The sequence below is a fragment of the Amycolatopsis sp. NPDC049159 genome (assembly GCF_040648295.1).
Lineage (GTDB): Bacteria > Actinomycetota > Actinomycetes > Mycobacteriales > Pseudonocardiaceae > Amycolatopsis > Amycolatopsis pretoriensis_A.
The window spans coordinates 46,049-61,557 of sequence record NZ_JBEZDL010000042.1 but is presented as its reverse complement, the minus strand read 5'-3'; the positions used below and the strand labels follow the sequence as shown (position 1 = coordinate 61,557).

18 protein-coding genes are annotated in these 15,509 nt (G+C 71.7%); 2 read left to right on the top strand and 16 right to left on the bottom strand.

The window, feature by feature from the left end:
• A partial coding sequence (locus tag AB0B33_RS45240; RefSeq protein ID WP_360783969.1) for a DUF4965 domain-containing protein occupies positions 1 to 100 on the top strand: 100 nt, incomplete at its 5' end.
• Between the two features lie 3 nt (positions 101 to 103).
• On the opposite strand, the gene rpsB is transcribed toward AB0B33_RS45240, so the two are convergent.
• Positions 104 to 976 (bottom strand): 30S ribosomal protein S2, encoded by an 873-nt coding sequence (rpsB, locus tag AB0B33_RS45235; protein ID WP_247012968.1) that lies wholly within the window; start codon positions 974 to 976, stop codon positions 104 to 106.
• 1,171 nt (positions 977 to 2,147) lie between these two features.
• Between rpsB and AB0B33_RS45230 the strand changes: the two genes are divergently transcribed.
• The gene (locus AB0B33_RS45230; RefSeq protein WP_360783956.1) at positions 2,148 to 2,645 is read left to right on the top strand and encodes a M23 family metallopeptidase; all 498 of its coding nucleotides are present in this window, start codon (positions 2,148 to 2,150) and stop codon (positions 2,643 to 2,645) included.
• Here AB0B33_RS45230 and AB0B33_RS45225 read toward each other — a convergent pair whose 3' ends face one another.
• The 15 genes from AB0B33_RS45225 to AB0B33_RS45155 form a co-directional block, all read right to left on the bottom strand.
• Positions 2,646 to 3,494 carry a FliA/WhiG family RNA polymerase sigma factor gene (locus AB0B33_RS45225; RefSeq protein WP_247012972.1) on the bottom strand — a complete coding sequence of 283 codons (849 nt, stop codon included), beginning with the start codon at positions 3,492 to 3,494 and terminating at the stop codon, positions 2,646 to 2,648.
• A 109-nt stretch (positions 3,495 to 3,603) separates the two neighbouring features.
• Entirely contained in the window at positions 3,604 to 4,584 is a 981-nt protein-coding gene (locus AB0B33_RS45220; protein WP_360783953.1) for a tyrosine recombinase XerC, read from the bottom strand.
• Positions 4,585 to 4,687: 103 nt separating this feature from the next.
• The gene (dprA, locus tag AB0B33_RS45215; protein ID WP_360783966.1) at positions 4,688 to 5,815 is read right to left on the bottom strand and encodes a DNA-processing protein DprA; all 1,128 of its coding nucleotides are present in this window, start codon (positions 5,813 to 5,815) and stop codon (positions 4,688 to 4,690) included.
• A 617-nt stretch (positions 5,816 to 6,432) separates the two neighbouring features.
• A complete protein-coding gene (locus AB0B33_RS45210; protein ID WP_360783950.1) occupies positions 6,433 to 7,944 on the bottom strand; it encodes a YifB family Mg chelatase-like AAA ATPase in 1,512 nt (503 codons plus the stop codon).
• On the bottom strand, positions 7,944 to 8,321 hold the full coding sequence (locus tag AB0B33_RS45205; protein WP_247012978.1) for a YraN family protein: 378 nt from the start codon (positions 8,319 to 8,321) through the stop codon (positions 7,944 to 7,946). The genes AB0B33_RS45210 and AB0B33_RS45205 overlap by 1 nt, the downstream gene beginning before the upstream one ends.
• 632 nt (positions 8,322 to 8,953) lie before the next feature.
• Positions 8,954 to 9,277 (bottom strand): DUF2469 domain-containing protein, encoded by a 324-nt coding sequence (locus AB0B33_RS45200; RefSeq protein ID WP_003096226.1) that lies wholly within the window; start codon positions 9,275 to 9,277, stop codon positions 8,954 to 8,956.
• Positions 9,274 to 10,116 carry a ribonuclease HII gene (locus tag AB0B33_RS45195; protein WP_247025248.1) on the bottom strand — a complete coding sequence of 281 codons (843 nt, stop codon included), beginning with the start codon at positions 10,114 to 10,116 and terminating at the stop codon, positions 9,274 to 9,276. The genes AB0B33_RS45200 and AB0B33_RS45195 overlap by 4 nt, the downstream gene beginning before the upstream one ends.
• 91 nt (positions 10,117 to 10,207) lie before the next feature.
• Positions 10,208 to 11,134, bottom strand: coding sequence for a signal peptidase I (gene lepB / locus AB0B33_RS45190; protein WP_247012980.1), 927 nt, complete (start codon positions 11,132 to 11,134; stop codon positions 10,208 to 10,210).
• A gap of 31 nt (positions 11,135 to 11,165) precedes the next feature.
• The gene (gene rplS, locus AB0B33_RS45185; RefSeq protein ID WP_086680529.1) at positions 11,166 to 11,534 is read right to left on the bottom strand and encodes a 50S ribosomal protein L19; all 369 of its coding nucleotides are present in this window, start codon (positions 11,532 to 11,534) and stop codon (positions 11,166 to 11,168) included.
• A gap of 166 nt (positions 11,535 to 11,700) precedes the next feature.
• Positions 11,701 to 12,447, bottom strand: a complete 747-nt coding sequence (gene trmD / locus AB0B33_RS45180) for a tRNA (guanosine(37)-N1)-methyltransferase TrmD (protein WP_360783947.1) — start codon at positions 12,445 to 12,447, stop codon at positions 11,701 to 11,703.
• Position 12,448: 1 nt separating this feature from the next.
• Complete coding sequence (gene rimM, locus AB0B33_RS45175) at positions 12,449 to 12,961, bottom strand: ribosome maturation factor RimM (protein WP_247012984.1); 513 nt, start codon at positions 12,959 to 12,961, stop codon at positions 12,449 to 12,451.
• A gap of 21 nt (positions 12,962 to 12,982) precedes the next feature.
• Positions 12,983 to 13,222 carry an RNA-binding protein gene (locus AB0B33_RS45170; RefSeq protein WP_003103110.1) on the bottom strand — a complete coding sequence of 80 codons (240 nt, stop codon included), beginning with the start codon at positions 13,220 to 13,222 and terminating at the stop codon, positions 12,983 to 12,985.
• Complete coding sequence (gene rpsP / locus AB0B33_RS45165) at positions 13,219 to 13,662, bottom strand: 30S ribosomal protein S16 (protein WP_360783945.1); 444 nt, start codon at positions 13,660 to 13,662, stop codon at positions 13,219 to 13,221. The genes AB0B33_RS45170 and rpsP overlap by 4 nt, the downstream gene beginning before the upstream one ends.
• 171 nt (positions 13,663 to 13,833) lie before the next feature.
• Complete coding sequence (locus AB0B33_RS45160; RefSeq protein WP_247012989.1) at positions 13,834 to 14,637, bottom strand: type II CAAX endopeptidase family protein; 804 nt, start codon at positions 14,635 to 14,637, stop codon at positions 13,834 to 13,836.
• A 100-nt stretch (positions 14,638 to 14,737) separates the two neighbouring features.
• A complete protein-coding gene (locus AB0B33_RS45155; RefSeq protein WP_247012991.1) occupies positions 14,738 to 15,463 on the bottom strand; it encodes a type II CAAX endopeptidase family protein in 726 nt (241 codons plus the stop codon).
• Positions 15,464 to 15,509 lie beyond the last annotated feature (46 nt).

Here is a 15,509-nt window from a genome sequence, read left to right as displayed (position 1 = left end):
GTTCGCCGAGCACGACATCGGCGCGCACTACCCGGACGCGGCCGGGCACAACGACGGCAACGAGGAGAGGCCGGCCGGAGCCGGCCGCACGGGCGGGTGAACATCAGGAGGAGGCGGTCGCCTGCTCGGTCGGGGCCTCGACCGGAGCCTCGACGGCGGCAGCGGCCTCGGTCGCGTCGGCGGCGGCGGTCTCGGAGCCGGCGAGCAGCTCCTTCTCCCACTCGGCCAGCGGCTCGTCCGCGGCGACACCCGGCTCGGGCTTCGTGTCGGCCGACGCACCGTTGCGGCTGGACCGCTGCATCAGACCGGCGGCCGCGGCCTCGGCGACGACCTTGGTCAGCAGCGCGGCCGACCGGATGGCGTCGTCGTTGCCCGGGATCGGGTAGTCGACCTCGTCCGGGTCGCAGTTGGTGTCCAGGATCGCGACGACCGGGATGTTCAGCTTGCGAGCCTCGCCGACGGCGATGTGCTCCTTCTTCGTGTCGACGATCCACACGATGCTGGGCACCTTGGCCATGTCGCGGATGCCGCCGAGGGTCTTCTCGAGCTTGTCCTTCTCACGGGTGAGCGTGAGGATCTCGCGCTTGGTGAGACCTTCGAAGCCGCCGGTCTGCTCGCGCGACTCGAGCTCCTTCAGGCGGAGGAGGCGCTTGTGCACGGTCTGGAAGTTGGTCAGCATGCCGCCGAGCCAGCGCTGGTTCACGTAGGGCATGCCCACGCGCGAGGCTTCGGCCGCGATGGCTTCCTGAGCCTGCTTCTTGGTGCCGACGAACATGATCGTGCCACCGTGCGCGACGGTTTCCTTGATGAACTCGAAGGCACGGTCGATGTAGGTCAGCGTCTGCTGCAGGTCGATGATGTAGATGCCGTTGCGCTCGGTGAAGATGTAGCGCTTCATCTTCGGGTTCCACCGACGAGTCTGGTGCCCGAAGTGCACGCCGCTGTCGAGCAGCTGCTTCATGGTGACGACGGCCATTGCCGGAATCACACCTCTTCTGTGTAGTGCGCGCCGGGTTCGATCGGCGCGCTGCTCGGTTTTGTCGCTCCCGGCCGGGTGGCCGTTCGCCCTGGTGCCCATGGCGGCGTCCGGACCCGGAGGTGCTGAGGAACCCCTGGGACCGCCGGACCCCGTGCGTCTCCCCCGCGTGGAAGATCGAGGGGAACGCGCACGTGCACGCGAAGTCAGTCCGCTCACACGGACCGCGCAAAAGATTCTACCCCCTCCCACCACCCCACCCCCCACCGGCGGCGATTGAGCGACGGAGTTGTCCACAACGCCTCCGGTTATCCACAGATTCACCGACGCCCTCCCACGGCGGCCGCGGGTGCCGCAGGCTGGAGCCATGGAGTCGATCATGCGTTTCCGGTACTGGCTGCCGGGGTGGGCAGGAGTGGTGTTCGTGCTGGTCGCGGCGGTGTCCGCGGGATTGGGAGGTGTGGCTGGGACGGCTTTGGCGCCGGCCCGGGAGCCGGTTTCGGCGGGGCCCGAAACGGTGGTGACGGCCTCGGCGGTGGTGGCGTCGGAGCTGGGGATAGGTGGCGAGACGGCCGCCGATCTGGGGCCGCCGCCGACCTCCCCGCCGCTCGTCCCGGAGCTGCCCGCCGGGCGGTGGCCGCCGCCTTTGGGAGCCCCGCCGGCGGGGTCCCGATTGCTCGCACCGGGCCGCACCGACGCTCGGCCAGCTGCCCCCGCAGAGTCACCATCGGCGGGACCACGACTGCTCGCGCGGGGCCCAGCCGAGGCTCGGCCAGCCGCCCCCGCAGAGTCGTCGTCGGCGGGGTCACGGCCGCTCGCGCAGGACCGCACTGAAACTCAGCCGGCTGCCGCCACAGAGTCGCCATCGGCGAGGCCACGACTGCTCGTGCGGGGCCGCACCGACGCTCGGCCGACTGACCCGGCGGAGTCGCCATCGGCGGGGTCACGGCCACTCGCGCGGGGCCGCACCGAAGCTTGGCCAGCTGCCCCGCCGACGTTCCGGTCGGCACCACCACGACCGCCCGGACCGGCCCACTCACCGGCCGCCATGCCCGTGTTCCCGTCGGCGGTGCCAAGACCACCCGAACCGGCGTCCGCCACGGCCGAGCCGGCCGTCCTGGCGAGGTTCGCGAGCGGGCCCTCGCCGGCTCCCTCCTGGGCGAGCGCACTCATGGCCGTCTCGAATCCCGCAACGGCGATCCGGGCCGATGCCGCCGGGGCGTGGTCCGCGCCGGACGTGCGGCAGCCCCGGCTGTCTTGGCCGTTATCACCCGTTCCGGTGGTGGCGAAGTACTTCGACGCCCCCGAAACGCCCTACGGCGCCGGGCACCGCGGGGTCGACCTGGCCGCCGTGCCCGGGCAGGAGGTGCTCGCGGCCGATGCGGGTGTCGTCGTGTTCGTCGGGCCGGTGGGCGGGCGGACCGTCATCTCCGTCGACCACGACGGTGGGCTGCGCACCACCTACGAGCCCATCGCGCCGACGGTGGCCGTCGGTGAGCAGGTCTACCGGGGGCAGGTGCTCGGGACCGTCCTCGCCGGGCACCCCGGCTGTCTGCTGGCGGCCTGCCTGCACTGGGGCGTGCGGCGGGGCGACGAGTACGTCGATCCCCTGGCCCTGACCGGCGAGGTGGGCGAATACCAGCTCAAGGCGTGGGGAGGTGATCGATGATCAGGTGCCGGTCTGCTCGACGAGCTTGGCGCGCAGGCGCATCACGGCCCGGGTGTGCAGCTGGCTGACCCGCGACTCGGTGACGCCGAGGACCTTGCCGATCTCGGCGAGGGTCAGGCTCTCGAAGTAGTAGAGGCTGACGACGATCTTGTCGCGCTCGGTGAGCTGTGCGATCGCCTGCGCGAGCTGGCGGCGGTTGTCCTGGTCGACGAGCACCGCGACCGGGTCGACGGCGTCGTCGTCGGGCAGCGTGTCGACCAGTGACCCGCTGTCCTTGCCTGCGGCCACCAGGTCCTCCAGCGCGACGACGCTGGTCAGCTGCAGCTGGCCGTAGAAGTCGCGCAGGTCGTCGAGGCCGATGCCGAGTTCGGCGGCGAGCTCCGCGTCGGTCGGGGTGCGGTGCAGGCGGGCGCCGAGGCGCTCCATCGCGCGCTCGGCCTCCTTGGCCTTGCTGCGGACCGCGCGGGGCACCCAGTCCTGCGACCGGAGGTCGTCGAGGATGGCGCCGCGGATGCGCTGCATCGCGTACGTCTCGAAGCGCAGGCCGCGCTCGGGGTCGAACTTCTCGATCGCGTCGACGAGGCCGAAGATGCCCGACTGCACGAGGTCACCGACGTCGACGTGCGTGGGCAGGCCGGTGCCGACCCGGCCCGCGACGTACTTGACCAGCGGGGCGTAGTGCAGCACGAGCCGATCGCGCGACGCCTGGTCGGGGCTGTCGGCGAACTGCTGCCACAGCGCCGCGATCCCGGCGTCGACGTCGTAGCCGGCGCGGGTGTCCGCGGGCGCGGCGGCCTCACCGTGAGTGGTCACTCCGGCGGCTTCGGTCACGTGCGGTCCTGCGGTCATTGCACAGTCGTTCTCGGCATGCGGCTCAGTGTCGTCTCCGTGCTCGTGCGGATGCGCGTGCGCCGCCGGGCCCGCTGCTGACGACCCCGGCGAGACCCCCGGGGCCGCCTCAGGCCCTGGGGTGCGCTCGGTCATGGATCGCTTTCAACCGGTCGACGGTCACATGAGTGTAGAGCTGCGTCGTGGCAAGCGTAGCGTGACCAAGCAGTTCCTGAACGCTCCTGAGATCCGCGCCCCCTTCGAGCAGATGCGTCGCGGCGGAATGACGCAGGCCGTGAGGCCCCATGTCGAGCGCTCCGGGCACCGCCGTGACGGCGTCGTGCACCACGCGCCGCACCGTCCGCGGGTCGACGCGTTTGCCGCGGACACCGAGGAAAAGCGCGGGCTCAGTGCCGTCACCACCGCTTTCGGCGACGATCTTCGGCCGCCCCTCGTCGATCCAGTCGGTCAGCGCCGCCGCCGCCGGCACGCCGAACGGGACCACTCGTTCCTTCGCGCCCTTGCCGAGCACCGTGACGACACGCCGGGAGAAGTCGGCGCCGCCGACGTCCAGCCCGCACAACTCCGACACGCGGATGCCGGTGGCGTAGAGCAGCTCGACGATCGCGCGATCACGCAGTGCGACCGGATCGCGTTGCTCCGCACCCGCCGCGGACGCGTGCATGACCTCCCCCGCCTGCCCGGCGCGCAGCACCCCGGGCAGGGTGCGGTGCGCCCGCGGGGCGGCGAGCCGCCCGCCCGGGTCGGTGGCCAGGACACCGGTCCGGTGCGCCCAGGCGGTGAACGTCCGCGCCGAGGCGGCCCGCCGCGCGAGCGTCGTGCGGCTCGCCCCACCGGACTGCTGCGCGGCGAGCCACGACCGCAGCCGCGCGAGATCGAGGTCGGCGAGGCCGCCACCGCCGTCCACGACGAAGCCCAGCAGCGAGACCGCATCTCCGATGTACGCGCGGACGGTGTGCGCGGACAGGCCGCGTTCGAGCCCGAGATGCCGTTCGTACCCGGTGATGACGGCCCGGACGGGCTCGGGCAACGCGGCCCGGAGCGCGCGCAGATCGGGACGGCGGGCCCGGCCGGAGCGTGGTGACGGCATGGATGTCACGCTGCGCGAACTACCGCCCGCGGTCAAGGATCGCCACGCGGGCCCACCGGACCGGCCGAACCCCATCGACGATTTCGGCCGGATTTCGTGGCGTTCACGAGCTTTCCCTCCGCCGTCGCCACCCGGCTTCCCCGCGGACGGCGAATCCGTCGATCTCCAGTGCCGGCAGCAAGGCCCGCACCCGCCGCAACGGGATGCCGGCTTCGACCGCGATCTCCGCGTCGGACCGGTCCGCGCGCACTACGAGTGCCTCGTAGGTGCGCAGCGCTTCGGGGCCCAGCCGGTCGGTGGACCGCTTCTGCCGGCCGGACGCGGTGTCCTCGGCGATGCCGAAGTGGCCCACCGTCTCGAGGACTTGGTCGATCGTCGAGACCAGCGTCGCCCGCGAGTCACGGATCAGCTCGTGGCAGCCGATGGACATCGCGGACGAGATCGGTCCGGGCAACGCCATCACGATCTTGCCGAAGGCACCGGCGGTGCTCGCGGTGTTGCGTGCGCCGCTGCGCCGGCCGGCTTCGACCACCACGGTGCCCTCGGTGAGGGCGGCGATGAGCCGGTTGCGGACGAGGAAGCGGTGCCGCGCCGGCGGTGTGCCGGGCGGGTACTCGCTGACGACCGCGCCACCGGACCGCGCGATCCGGTTCAGCAGCCCGACGTGGCCGGCCGGATAACCGGCATCGACGGCGCAGCCGAGCACCGCGACGGTGACCCCGCCGGCGGCGAGCGCACCGCGGTGCGCCGCCCCGTCGATGCCGTACGCCGCGCCCGAGAACACCGGCACGCCCCGGCCGGCCAGCCCGTAGGCGAGTTCGGCGGCGTGGTGTTCGCCGTACTCGGTGGCCGCGCGGGCCCCGACGATGGCCACGGCCCGATCGGTGGCGGTGCCGAGCGCGACCTCGCCGGACACCCACAACGCCAGCGGCGGCACGGCTTCGGCCACCCCGCGCAGCGCGGCTTGGTCGAGGGCGAGCAGCGGCCAGGCGGGCCACTCGTCGTCCTCGGGTACGACCAGCCGGGCGCCGACTTCGGCGGCGCGGGCGAAGTCCTGGGCGACCAGGTCGTACTCCCGCCGGGCTTCGGTCGCCTTCAGCACCTCGGGCGGGCAGTCGCCGGCGCGGACCCGTCTGGCGGCCGCGATGGGTCCGTGCTCGGCCACGAAGGCAACCAGGGCGGGCGCCGGTGGTTCGGCTACTCGCAGCAGGTAGGCGCGGGCTTGGCGGATCTCGTCGGGGTGCTTGCCCGCACCCGCTCGGGGAAGTCCGGGGCTCGGGCCGCCGGCTCCGGGACGCTCGGCGCTCGGCCCGGCGCCTGTTTGCAGAAGCTCGGCGCTGAAGCCGCCATCCGCCTGCGGAAGATCGACGCTCGCACCATCAAGCTCCGGGCTGCGATCTGCTGGCGGAAGCTCGGTGCTCGAGCCGCTGCCCGCCCGCGGGAGGACGGTAGTCGGGCCGCCACCCTCACCGAAGGGCTCGGGGCTCGAGCCAACGGCCGCCTGCGGGAGGGCAATGCTCGGGCCGCCACCCTCCCGAGAGAGCTCGGGGCTCGAGCCACTGGCCCCCCGCGGGAGGGCAATGCTCGGGCCGCCACCCTCCCGAGAGAGCTCGGGGCTCGAGCCACTGGCCGCCCGCGGGAGGGCAATGCTCGGGCCGCCACCCTCCCGAGAGAGCTCGGGGCTCGAGCCACTGGCCGCCCGCGGGAGGGCAATGCTCGAGCCGCCACCCTCCCGGGAAAGCTCGGGGCTCGGGCCAACGGCCGCTCGGGGAAGCTCGGTGCTCGGGTTCCCGCCCACTCGCGGGAGTTCGGGGCGTGAGCCGCCATTTGACTGCGGGAGTTCGGTTGTCATGCCGCCACCCGCTCGCGAAAGTCCAGGGCTGCGCCTACTTGTTCGGCGCCGGGGCGGGGCTCGCCGTCCAGGTCGGCCAGGGTCCACGCGATGCGTAGGCAGCGGTCGGCGCCGCGGCCGCTCAGGGCTCCGCGGTCCATGGCTCGGTCCAGCAGGATCGTTGCGTCGGGTGGTAGGGCGAACTCGCGGCGCAGGGCCGGTCCGGGGACCTCCGAGTTGGACAGCCAGCCGTGGGCCTGCCACCTTTGCGCCGCGCGTTCGCGAGCCGTGAGGACCCGCTCGCGGACCATCTGCGACGGCTCCGCCGCGTCGGTGTCGTGTGCGCTGATGGCGCTCAGCGGCCTCAGGCGGACCCGCAGGTCCACGCGGTCGAGCAGGGGGCCGGAAAGCTTGCCCAGGTAGCGGCGGCGGGCGTTCGGCGAACACACGCAGTCGGCGTCCTTCGGGGGTGCGCACGCGCACGGGTTGGTGGCCAGCACCAGCTGGAACCGTGCTGGGTAGGTGATTGCGCCTTTGACCCGGGCGATGCGCACCTCGCCCTCTTCTAGGACGGTTCGGAGGGACTCGAGGCATTGGCCGCCGAACTCGCAGACCTCGTCCAGGAACAGGACGCCGCGGTGGGCTCGGCTGATCGCGCCCGGCATGGCGATGCCGCTGCCGCCGCCGATCAGCGCCGGTACGGAGATCGAATAGTGCGGGGCGACGAACGGGGGCACCGTGACCAGCGGGGAGGACTTCGAAAGCGAGCCGTCGACCGAGTGGACCGCGGTCACCTCCAGGGATTCCTCGGAGGTGAGCTGCGGGAGGAGGCCCGGCAGTCGTCTCGCCAGCATCGTCTTGCCCACCCCGGGCGGGCCGGTCAGGAGGAGGTGGTGGCCGCCCGCCGCGGCGACTTCCAGGGCCCAGCGTGCTTCCGGTTGGCCGACGACGTCCGCGAGGTCCGGGACCTCCGGTGGGGGCACCGGGCCGGGCGGCTCGGGTTGGGCCAGATCGCCTTCGCGCTTCAGCCAGGCCACGAACTCCCGCAGGTGGGGGGCGCCTGCCACCTCCATTCCGTCGACGAGGGCCGCCTCGACGAGCGAGTCCGTCGGGACGACGGCCTTTCCGTAGCCGGCCGCGCGGGCTGCGAGCAGGCCCGGGAGGATGCCGCGCACCGCTCGGATCCGGCCGTCCAGAGCGAGCTCGCCGAGCAACACCGTGTTGAGGAGACGCGTCGCGGGAACGGCGCCCGATGCCGCGAGTACCGCCGCCGCGATGCCCAGGTCGAACGCGGAGCCCATCTTGGGGAGGTTCGCCGGGGACAGGCCGAGCGTCACCTTGCCGTCCGGCCACGGCTGCCCGGAATTGCGGACGGCGGACCGGACGCGGTCCTTCGCCTCGCGCAAGCCGGCGTCGGGGAGGCCCACGAGGGTGATCCGGCTGAGTCCGCCGCCGAGGTCGGCCTCGATCTCGATGACTCGGCCTTCGATGCCGAGGAGGCCGGCTGACCAGGTCTTGGCGATGGGCATCAGAACGCCGCCTCGATGTGCTGGAGGCGGGGGCTGGTGCCCGGTTCGGCGAGGATGGTGACGACGTCGTAGCGGACCGGGCACCAGCCGATGCGGAAGTGGCTCAGCCAGCGTTGGGCGGCTCGGCGGACGCGGCCGGCTTTCTCCTCGGTGACGGTCTCGGTCGGAAGGCCGAACTCGGTGCCGGTACGGGTTTTGACCTCGCAGACGATGACCCGCGTGCGGTCGGTGAAGACCAGGTCCAGCTCGCCTTCGCGGCAGCGCCAGTTGCGTGCGAGCAGGACGAGGCCGCGTTCCTGCAGGTGGCGGAGGGCCAGGTCTTCGCCCCAGGCGCCCAGGTCTCGGCGGTGTTTTGCGAGCTCGTCGGTGCCCGGCATCGTGTTCGCCCCCTCGTCGGTCCGCGCCGGTCACCGGGGCGGTCCCGGCGATCACAGTGCGTGTGCGTTCGACGATGCCAGCGGGCGGAGGGAGCCGACCAGAGCCGATTCGCGCAGCTGTGGACAACCGGGGTGCTGGGGACAACCGGTCCCGGACCGTGGCGGAAGTGCCCCGAACTGTCGGTGCGGTGTGCTAGGGGCGGCCCGGCCACAAGCGCTGGGCTCGAAGGAGGCGGGATCTGCGGCCGCCGAGCCAGGGATGGTCCGGGACGCACGAGGATCGGCGGGGCGACGCCTCAGCAGAAGGCTGGGGACGGCGGGCTGCGTGGTCACCAGGAGGGCAATACACGCGCAGGCATCAGGAGGACGAGGGAGGGCGACGCACGTCCGAGGGGCTCGGATGCCGCGCCGAGCAGAGGGGAAAGCGCGGATCGGGACGGGCCGCGCGCGCTCGGCAGTGCCCCGGACCGTCGGTGCGGGGTGCCAGGGCCGAAATCGAGCCGTGGACGCTCGGAAGTGCCCCAGACTTGTCGGTGCGCGGTGCCAGGACCGAAATCGAGCCGTGAGCGCACAAAAAGAACCGCGCCACCTCACCCGTTCAGGTGAGGCGGCGCGGTTCTTCGGAGACTGGGTCAGCCCGAGAACGGGCCGTCTTCCGGGAGACGCAAGTCCGGCTTGTCGAGCTCCTCCACGTTCACGTCCTTGAACGTGATGACCCGGACGTGCTTGACGAAGCGGGCCGGGCGGTACATGTCCCAGACCCACGCGTCCGACATGCGGACCTCGAAGTACACCTCGCCGCCGCCGTCGCGGACCTGGACGTCCACTGCGTTGGCCAGGTAGAACCGCCGCTCGGTCTCCACCACGTACGAGAACTGACCCACTATGTCGCGGTACTCGCGGTACAGCGAGAGCTCCATCTCGGTCTCGTACTTCTCGAGATCCTCTGCGCTCATGAAATCCGCGCCCCTCCTCGGGATCGTGCTGCTGCTCCGCCGGCGGAGCGTTCATTGTGACCCACACCCGCGGCCGGGGCATGCAGCGGCAGGCTGAGTTGTGGCTCGAGTGCGTCGTCGAGGGCCGCGGACAGGGTCGCCGTGGTGCCGGCTTCCATGGCCTTCTCGAGGGCCGCGTACGTCAGCAGGACCGGCCTGGTCGGACGCACGCCGTGCTTGACGGCCACCTTCGCCACGTTCGTGTAAGACCAGCGGTGGACGTCGCTGGGGCCGTGTTCGCGCAGCGCCGCCAGGTGATCGGAGGTGCTGTAACCCTTGTGCACGTCGAAACCGTAGTGCGGGAGGTCGTCGTGGTGGCCCGCCATGATGCGGTCGCGCGTCACCTTCGCCAGCACCGACGCGGCCGCGATGCAGGCCACCGAGCGGTCGCCCTTGATCACCGCCGTGTTCGGGGCGGTCAGGCCCGGGACGCGGAAGCCGTCGGTGAGGAGGTAGCCCGGGTGGACGCGCAACGCGGCCGCGGCTCGGCGCATGCCCTCCAGGTTCATCACCCGGATGCCGTAGAGGTCGACCTCGGCCGTCGGGATGACGATCACCGAGTAGTCGACGGCCCGGGCGAGGACCAGGTCGTAGACCCGGTCCCGCGCCTTCGCCGTCATCAGCTTGGAGTCCGTCAGCTCGGTCAGCTTCGCCGCGTCGCCCTGCTTGAGCACGCAGGCCGCGACCACCAGCGGCCCGGCGCAAGCCCCGGCGCCGGCTTCGTCCACACCGGCGACCGGGCCGAGACCACGGCGGTCGAGCGCGCCCTGCAGACCCCAGAAGAGGTCGCCGCGCACCACGGCCCGCGGTGGCCGGATCGGCTCGGCCGCGGTGAGGGGAACGGGAAGAGTCAAGGCTGGATCACCCGTCTGCCGACACGGATCGGGGTGGTTAGCGTTTCCGGCGCAGTCCGGACTTCAGCTTGCGCCCGAGGAACAGCGCCGGCCACGCCCCCGCGACGCCGACGCCGAGCGGGATCCCGCTCTGCCACGCCGGTGCGCCGAGCGCCACCGGCTGCGCCGACTCCTGCGGGTTGTGGTCGCTGATCCCGCCCCAGCGGCTCGGCGGGAGGACGATGATCCGCGCCTTGCCGATGATGTTGTCCACGGGGACCGCGCCGTTCACGCCGCCGCCACCCTGGAACCGGGAGTCGTCGGAGTTGTTGCGGTTGTCGCCCTGGACCCAGACCATCCCGGCCGGCACCTTGACCGGATCGAAGGTCTTCTGCTCCTGGACCGACGGGTCTTCCCAGTGGATGTACGGCTCGTCGAGCGCCTTGCCGTCCACGATCATCCGGCCCTGCGGGTCGCAGCACTGGACGGTCTGGCCGCCGACGGCGATGACCCGCTTGACGAAGTCGCGCTCGTCCGGCGGGGCGAACCCGACCAGCGAGCCGAGCCCCTGGATGGCGCGGACGACGATGTTGCCCGACTCCTGCGGCGCGATCTCGTTGTTGATCCACGCCGGCGGGCCCTTGAACACGATCACGTCGCCCGGGGAGGGCTCGGTGAAGTCGTAGGTGACCCGGTCGACGAGGATCCGGTCGCCGTGGCAGCCGGGACACCCGTGCAGCGTCGCCTCCATGGACCCCGAAGGGATCATGAAGACTTTCGCGAGGAATGTCTGGATCAGGATCGTGAGCACCAGGGCGATCACGAGCAGGATCGGCAGTTCCTTCCAGAACGACCGTTTCTTGGCGGGCTTGGCTCGCCGCCGGCGGGATCCCCCGCGCTCCTCGGATCGGGACAGCCGCGGCTGGTCCTCTTCGGAGCGATCGGGGTCATCCTCGGGAGCGTTCTGGGACACGGGTTCGGCCACGTCGTCAGGCTACCGGTAACCGGGTTGTGACTCAGTTAGCCGAGGCCGTCTCGCGGTTCTCGCGGCGCTCCTTGATCTTGGCCTTCTTGCCGCGCAGGTCGCGCAGGTAGTAGAGCTTCGCGCGCCGCACGTCACCGCGCTTGTGAACCTCGACCTCGGCGATGTTCGGCGAGTGCACCGGGAAGGTGCGCTCGACGCCCACGCCGAAGGAGATCTTGCGGACGGTGAAGGTCTCCCGGATGCCGCCGCCCTGACGGCGGATCACGACGCCCTGGAAGACCTGGTTGCGCTCGCGGTTGCCCTCGATGACGCGGACGTGCACCTTGAGCGTGTCGCCCGGGCGGAAGTCCGGGATGTCGGAACGCAGCGACTGCTTGTCCAGCGCGTCCAGGGTGTTCATCGGTGGTCCGTCCTCGTCTTCGTATGGCTTGCGTACACGACCCCGGGCGCGCAACGGTGGCGCTGCGGGCGACCCAGGGGGCTGCTGGCGGGCTCGCGGACGACGAGGTCCACTCACGCCAACCTGTCAAGTATCGCAGACGCCGGCACCGGTCGAGCAACCGGCCCTAAGCCTGCCGGGGGTCCAAGCCCTCGAGGACCCCGCGATCGTGCTTGTCGAGACTACCTTCGGGCAGCGCGGCCAGGAGATCGGGGCGGCGCCGGGCGGTGCGTTCGAGGGCCTGGTCGCGCCGCCAGCGGTCGATCAGCGCGTGGTTCCCGGACCGCAGCACGTCGGGCACGGCGAGCTCGCGCCACACCTCCGGGCGCGTGTAGCTGGGCCCCTCGAGGAGGCCGTCGGAGAACGAGTCCTCGGCGGCCGAACGCGAATTCCCCAGCACCCCGGGCAGCAGCCGGACGACGGCCTCGACCATGACGAGCACCGCGGCCTCGCCGCCGACCAGGACGTAGTCGCCGATCGACACCTCGTCGACCGGCATCCGGCGGGCGGCGTCGTCGACGACGCGCTGGTCGATGCCCTCGTAGCGACCGCAGGCGAACACCAGGTGCTGCTCTTCGGCGTACGCGTGCGCCAGTTCCTGGGTGAACGGCCGGCCCGCCGGCGTCGGCACGACGAGCCGCGTCTCGGGACGGCAGACGTCGTCCAGGGCCGGGCCCCAGATCTGCGGCTTCATGACCATGCCGGGACCGCCGCCGTACGGGGCGTCGTCGACCGCGCGGTGCACGTCGTGGGTCCAGTCGCGCAGGTCGTGCACGCCGACCTCGATGAGGCCGCGGTCGATCGCCCGGCCCAGCAGCGCGGCGCGCAGCGGGTCGAGGTATTCGGGGAAGATCGTGACGACGTCGATCCGCATGTCAGGCGTCCAGGAGCCCTTCCGGCGGGTCGAGCACGACCCGGCCGCCGCCGATGTCCACGGTGGGGACGATCGCGCGGACGAACGGCACCAGCACCTCGCGGCCGTCGACGTCCAGTTCGAGCAGTTCGCCCGCGGGCGAGTGGACGACTTCGACGACCTTGCCGACGACGGTGCCGTCGGTCAGCTCGGCCCGCAGGCCGGCCAGTTCGTGGTCGTAGAACTCGTCCGGGTCGCCGGTGGGCGGCAGCGTGTCGGTGTCGGCGAGCAGGAGGGCGCCCCGCAGCGTCTCGGCGACGTCGCGGGTCAGTACCTCCTCGAAACGCACCAGCAGCCGCCCGCTGTGTTCGCGGGCGGCTGCGATGGTGAGTTCCCTTTTGCTGCCGTCACGCAGCTTCGTCAGCACGGCCGCACCGACGCGGAAGCGCTCATCCGGCGAATCCGTGCGCACGTCCACCGCGAGTTCCCCGCGGATTCCGTGCGCCTTGGCGATGCGGCCGACTACGACGTCCATCCTGACCGTTTCCGAAAAGGCTCAGCGGTCGGTGTCGACGACGTCGACGCGGACGCCGCGGCCACCGATGCCGCCCATGACGGTGCGCAGGGCGGTCGCCGTGCGACCACCCCGGCCGATCACCTTGCCGAGGTCGTCGGGGTGCACGTGCACCTCGAGCGTGCGGCCACGGCGCGTGGTCAACAGCTCGACCCGGACCTCGTCCGGGTTGTCGACGATCCCGCGCACCAGGTGCTCGAGGGAGTCAGCCAGAAAGCTCACTCGGCCTTCTCACCCTCGGTGGCTTCGGCCTTCTCGGCCTCGGCCTTCTTGGGGGCGGACTTCTTCTTCGGCGTGGTGGCCTCGGTGGAGGGCTCCTCGCCGGCCGCGGCCAGCGCCGCGTTGAACAGGTCCTGCTTGGACGGCTTCGGCTCGGCCACCTTCAGGGTGCCCTCGGCGCCCGGCAGGCCCTTGAACTTCTGCCAGTCACCGGTGATCTCCAGCAGGCGCTGGACCGGCTCGGTCGGCTGCGCGCCGACGTTCAGCCAGTACTGGGCGCGCTCGGAGACGACCTCGATCAGGCTCGGCTCTTCCTTCGGGTGGTACTTGCCGATCGTCTCGATGGCCTTGCCGTCCCGGCGGGTGCGCGCGTCGGCGACGATGATGCGGTAGTACGGCGCACGGATCTTGCCGAGGCGCTGCAGCTTGATCTTGACGGCCACGGGTGTGGGTTCTCCTCGAATCTCTCTGGTGCTGGGCTGGGCGCACGCGGGCCGAGTGGGGACACGGTCGCGGGCACCCGAAGGTCAGGAGCTTTCGCACGGTGAGAGGGTCCGGCGGAAGCAGGCAGTGACCCATTCTGCCAGACGGCCGCCGCGGGCCCGGAAAGAGGCTCAGAAAGAGGCCACGCCGAGCGCGCCGAGCAGGATCGTGAGGGCCGGGAGGAAGTTGTTGACCTGGTGCGCGACGATGCTGCCCGGCAGCCGTCCGGTGACCAGCCGCGCCAGGCCGATCGGGACCGCGATGACCAGCAGCAACGTCGTGCGCAGCGGCTCGAGGTGGCTCGCCGCGAACACCGCCGTGGACAGCAGGAACGCGGCCACGCGACCCCAGCGCTCACTGCGCCACTGCAGCTGCTCGGCGGCGCCCCACAGCAGGCCGCGGTAGATGATCTCCTCGCAGATCGGGCCGAGCAGCCAGAGGTAGACGAACATCACCACGGCCGCCGAAACCGACATCCGGCGGTCCTCGACCAGCGCGCTGATCGCCGACGTCGCGTTGGCGTCGCCGACGAAGCGCGTCCACAGGTAGGCGGCGACCGTGGTGAAGACGAGCCCGACGCAGCCGTAGCGCACGCCGGTGCGGACGTCGGCCCAGCGCCACTCGATCCGCAGGTCGACGATCGGCCCGTTGCCGCGCACGTAGGTGATCAGGACCGCGACGCCCGCGGCGATCATCGTCGGCAGCATGGTGCCGAGCAGCACGACGCGCATCGGCAGCGGACCGGGTCCGGTGTCCCCGACCAGCACGGACACGAACGCGGCGCTGGAGAGCAGGACGGCTTCGACGAGGAGGAACGCACCGAACCCCCACTTGTGCCGCGGCACCGGGGGCAGGAACTCGGTCGAGGCGGGCTCCTCGGGCTCGGGGAAGGGTGCGGCGCCGGCAGCCGGGTCCCGGGGCTGGGAAGTGGTCACGCCTTGCCCTCCGCGTCGCTCGGCTCCTGCTTCGAGCCTAGCGGCCGGGCGGTGATCACACAGTATCCGTCCGACTACTGTCCATCGATCTTCGCAACGTTCAGTGCGCGACGAACAGCAGCACGGCGGGCGGGAGGTTGTTGGCGGCGTGGGCGATCACGCCGGCGCTGACGCGGCCTGAAAGGTGCCGGGCGAGCCCGATCGCGATGCCCTGGCCGATCAGCGCGATCGTGCGGGTCGGCTCGCCGTGGAGCTGCGCGAACACCACCGACGTCAGCAGGAGCACCACCCACGGCGGGACGCGGTGGAAGGCCAGCGCGTTCCAGAGCGTGCCGCGGACCAGCAGTTCTTCGGTGATCGGGGCGCCGGCGATGACGATCACCGCGGCCAGCACCAGCCACACGGTGTCGCCGTCGAAGGTGTCGGCGAGGTCGGTCAGCGGGCTGTCGGAGGCGTCGTCGGCGCCGTAGACCGCGATCAGCACCAGGTTGAGCCCGTAGCCGACGACCAGCGCGAGCACCCCGCAGGCGAGGCCGATCCGGACGTCGCGCCAGGTCGGTTTGAGCCCGAAGTCGGCGCGCAGCCCGTGGCCCCACCGCCACGAACCGACCGCCGGGCCGAGGCCGAGCAGGAGGTTGGGCACGAAGGCGAGGAGCAGGAGCGGGCCGATGTCGCGCAGCTCGAGGGGGTCGAACTCGCCGACGTTGCGGTTCACCGCCGCGGCGATGATCAGGTTGATCAGGTAGTAGCCCGCGATCCCCGCGATGAACGCCACGAAACACCAGTGCGCTCCCAGTACGCGCCGTGCGCCGTCGTCGTCCGTCACGCTCCCCACGCTAAAGTGCCGCCCCCGCAAGGAAAACGGCGGGGGT

Bases quoted from the DNA above. Each gene is read 5' to 3' on its own strand.
- rpsB (WP_247012968.1), bottom strand. From the start codon at position 976: ATGGCCGTCGTCACCATGAAGCAGCTGCTCGACAGCGGCGTGCACTTC.
- AB0B33_RS45230 (WP_360783956.1), top strand. From the start codon at position 2,148: ATGGCCGTCTCGAATCCCGCAACGGCGATCCGGGCCGATGCCGCCGGG.
- AB0B33_RS45225 (WP_247012972.1), bottom strand. From the start codon at position 3,494: ATGACCGCAGGACCGCACGTGACCGAAGCCGCCGGAGTGACCACTCAC.
- AB0B33_RS45220 (WP_360783953.1), bottom strand. From the start codon at position 4,584: ATGCCGTCACCACGCTCCGGCCGGGCCCGCCGTCCCGATCTGCGCGCG.
- AB0B33_RS45210 (WP_360783950.1), bottom strand. From the start codon at position 7,944: ATGCCCATCGCCAAGACCTGGTCAGCCGGCCTCCTCGGCATCGAAGGC.
- AB0B33_RS45205 (WP_247012978.1), bottom strand. From the start codon at position 8,321: ATGCCGGGCACCGACGAGCTCGCAAAACACCGCCGAGACCTGGGCGCC.
- AB0B33_RS45200 (WP_003096226.1), bottom strand. From the start codon at position 9,277: ATGAGCGCAGAGGATCTCGAGAAGTACGAGACCGAGATGGAGCTCTCG.
- rplS (WP_086680529.1), bottom strand. From the start codon at position 11,534: ATGAACACCCTGGACGCGCTGGACAAGCAGTCGCTGCGTTCCGACATC.
- trmD (WP_360783947.1), bottom strand. From the start codon at position 12,447: ATGCGGATCGACGTCGTCACGATCTTCCCCGAATACCTCGACCCGCTG.
- rimM (WP_247012984.1), bottom strand. From the start codon at position 12,961: ATGGACGTCGTAGTCGGCCGCATCGCCAAGGCGCACGGAATCCGCGGG.